Origin of the sequence: Aquipuribacter hungaricus (assembly GCF_037860755.1) — a bacterium.
Lineage (GTDB): Bacteria > Actinomycetota > Actinomycetes > Actinomycetales > JBBAYJ01 > Aquipuribacter > Aquipuribacter hungaricus.
Genome location: NZ_JBBEOI010000313.1, coordinates 1 through 3,489 on the forward strand (window position 1 = coordinate 1; position 3,489 = coordinate 3,489).

Here is a 3,489-nt window from a genome sequence, read left to right on the forward strand (position 1 = left end):
ACCTCTGCCGGGGTGCGGGCGCGCTGGCCGGGCTGGCGGGCTCGGTGCTGCTGGCGGTCACGGCCTACCGGGCGCAGGAGGACGGGCTGGCCGCCCTCGCCGCGGGGGTCCCGCTCGTGCTCGGCTCGCTGCTGCGGGCCAGGGCCGGTGCGGCGGTGGTGGCAGGCGTGACGTCGACGGGGGCCCTGCCGGTGCTGGTGGGCGCCGCCGGCGTGGTGGTGCTCGCCGCCCACGCTGCCCGGACGGCCGGTGAAGAGGGTGCGGCTGCGGTCCCGGGGCTGCCCCGGCCGCGTGGTCCGGTGACCGGCCCGGGCGGCGGGGGACAGGCGGGCGGCCGGTCCATCGGTGCCCCGTCCGTCGTCGCCCCGTCCGTCGTCGCCCCGTCCGGCGGGGCCGCGTCCGCGGTGGCGGGCGAGGTCCGGGAGGCGGTCGTCGCAGGGGTCGTCGCGCACCCCGGCCTGGTCGACGGTGCCGTGCGGCTGGTGCCGGGCCTGGTGGGGGTCGTCGACGTGCCGGCGGTGGCCCGGCTGCTGGGGCGGGCGGGCCAGGCGGGCGGGGTGCTGGTCGAGACGCCCGTGACGGTCGCCCCGGTCGGCGGGGCGCTGCCCTGCTCGGACCCGTCGGTCCGGCCGGTCGGTGGCGTCGTCGCCACCACGGCGGGGGCCGGCTCTCGCGGGCGACCGGCCTCCGGGGTGGCGGACCTGCTGCGACGGGGCCAGGGCGTGGCGGGCTGGCGGGTGCCGAGGGCGGGCGAGCACGACTCGCTGCCCCCCGGCGAGCCGCGGCCGGCGCGGGGCCAGGTGCGGGTGGACCGGGTCGAGGGGGCCGACGGCGCGGTCGCCTGGGTCGTCCACGTCCCCGGCACGCAGGACTGGGACGGGGACGGCGAGGGCTCGCCGATGGACATGGCCGGCAACGTCGCCCTCGTCGGAGGCAGCCCGTCGGCCGTCGCGTCGGGGGTCGCCGCGGCGCTGGTCGGTGCGGGCGCCAGGCCCGGGCAGCCGGTCGCGGTGGTCGGGCACAGCCAGGGCGGCATGACCGCGCTGGACGTTGCCGCGGACCCCCGGCTGCGACGCGTGGCCACCGTGACCCACGTCGTGACGGCCGGGTCGCCGGTGGCCGGCAGGGAGGCGCCGCCAGGCGTCCAGGTCCTCGCGATCGAGCACGACGACGACCTCGTGCCGCGGCTGGACGGCCGGTCCCATCCCGACACCCCGGACCGGGTCGTCGTGCGGGCCCCGGCGCCGGACGGCCCGTGGCGCACCGACGCCGTGCCGGCGCACAGCTCGAGCGCCTACGTGGCGACCGCGGCGGCGGTCGACGGCTCCCACCACCCCTCGCTCGTGCGCTACCGCGAGGGGCTGGCCCCGTTCCTGGACCGGGAGGGCGCCTCGTGCACCACCCGCCAGGTGGTCCTGGCGCGCGTGCCGGCGGCAGGCGGCGGCCAGCCATGACGAGGGGCGGACCCCCGCCTACAGTGCGACGGTGCCCACCGCCCCCCGGCTCCGCGCCGCGCTGTCCGCCATCCCGGCCTACCGACCGGGCCGGGCACCGGCCGGCGGTGAGGGGCCGTCGTACAAGCTGTCGTCCAACGAGAACCCGTACCCGCCGCTGCCCTCGGTCCTGGAGGTCCTCGCCGGCGCCGACCGCGACATCAACAGGTACCCGGACATGTTCGCGACGGGCCTGGTGCGCCGGCTCGCCGAGCGGCACGGCCTGCAGCCGGAGCAGGTGGTGTGCGGCACCGGGAGCGTCGGGGTCCTGGGCCAGGTCGTCCAGGCCACGTGCGAGACCGGTGACGAGGTGGTCTTCGCCTGGCGGTCCTTCGAGGCCTACCCCATCGTCGTCGGCGTCAGCGGCGCCCGGGGCGTCCGGGTCCCCCTCACCGAGGACGCGCGCCACGACCTGCCGGCCATGGCCGCCGCGGTCACCGACCGCACCCGGCTGCTGCTCGTCTGCAGCCCCAACAACCCGACCGGCCCTGCGGTGCACGAGCAGGAGATGCGCGAGCTGCTGGCCGCCGTGCCGGAGGACGTCGTCGTCGTCCTCGACGAGGCGTACACGGAGTTCGTCCGCGACCCCGACGCCGTCGTCGGCCCGCCCCTGCTGGCCGACCACCCCAACCTCGTCGTGCTGCGCACCTTCTCCAAGGCCTACGGGCTGGCCAGCCTCCGGGTCGGCTATGCCCTCGCGCACCCGCTCGTGGCCGACGCGCTGCGGGCGACCGCGGTGCCGTTCGGCGTCTCCGGGCCCGCCCAGGCCGCCGCGCTCGCCTCGCTCGACGCGGAGGAGGAGCTCCTGGCACGCGTGGAGCAGCTGGTCCAGGAGCGCGGCCGGCTCCGTGCCGCGCTGGCGGACGTCGGGTGGGACGTGCCCGAGCCGCAGGGGAACTTCGTCTGGCTCGCTGCCGGCGAACGCACCCCGGAACTGGTCGCGGCCTGCGAGGCTGCTGGTGTGACGGTGCGCGGTTTCCCCGGGGAGGGCGCACGCTGTTCGGTGGGGACCCCCGAGGCCGACGACCTGCTCGTGGCGACGGTCGCGGCGTTCGCCCCCGGACGGTGACCGTCCGTCACCGTCACTCAGAGTACGTGACCGTAACGGGCTAAAGAAGTCTGACTGCTCGGCCGATACGGTCTCCAGGACATGCAGCAGCGCACAGGGCACGACATCGACGAGCAGCACGAACAGGCCCGCGACCGGGGAGGGAGACGTCACGTGAAGATCAGCCAGGGGGCGTCCTTCGTCGTCGCCACGGTGGCCCTGGGTGCCGTCTCGACGGCCTCGGTCGCCTCTGTCGCGCTCGTGGGCTGGTCCACGTACTCGCCCCGCCCGATCGTGCGCTCGGAGGCGCTCGCGCCCCAGCCGCTGGCTGCCGCGACGGTGCGCCCGCCGGCGGAGCAGCTGGCGCCGGTGCCGGTCTCGTCTGCTCGTGCGTCCTTCGTGCAGGCTGACGCCGACCGCGAAGAGGCTGCGGCGCTCTTGCAGATCGAGCAAGACGCTGCAGTCCAGCGCGCTGTCGACGAGGCAGCAGCCCCGAATGGTCTCGTCGAGACCCTTGTCGATGCAGTGCTTCCGGGCATCAACGCGCTCGTCGACGACTCGGTGGTTGAGGACGAAGATCTTGTGCCCGAGGACGAGGGCGTGCTTGCAGCAGAGCTTCTTCCGGACGAGCAGGTCGAGGAGTTCGAGGAGCCCAGCGAGGACTTCCTCGAGGCGCCGGGCGACGAGCTCGCCGGAGAGCTTCCGACTGAAGAGCCGACCGAGGGCGGCCCCACTGACGGGGAGGTCGACCCCAACGCCCCGGTCGACCCGGGCACCTCGCCGGTCGACCCGGGCACCTCGCCGGTCGACCCGGGCACCTCGCCGGTCGACCCGGGCACCTCGCCGGTCGACCCGGGCACCTCGCCGGTCGACCCGGGCACCTCGCCGGTCGACCCGGGCACCTCGCCGGTCGACCCGGGCACCTCGCCGGTCGACCCGGGCACCTCG

The 3,489-nt window shown here is 76.6% G+C and carries 1 protein-coding gene and 2 pseudogenes; all 3 read left to right on the plus strand.

The window, feature by feature from the left end; translation table 11 throughout:
- A pseudogene (locus WCS02_RS18785) lies at positions 1-1,454 on the plus strand (hypothetical protein); the annotation flags it as partial.
- Positions 1,455-1,485: 31 nt separating this feature from the next.
- A complete protein-coding gene (gene hisC / locus WCS02_RS18790) occupies positions 1,486-2,562 on the plus strand; it encodes a histidinol-phosphate transaminase (protein ID WP_340295814.1) in 1,077 nt (358 codons plus the stop codon).
- A gap of 81 nt (positions 2,563-2,643) precedes the next feature.
- Positions 2,644-3,489 (plus strand): annotated as a pseudogene (locus WCS02_RS18795) (hypothetical protein); the annotation flags it as partial.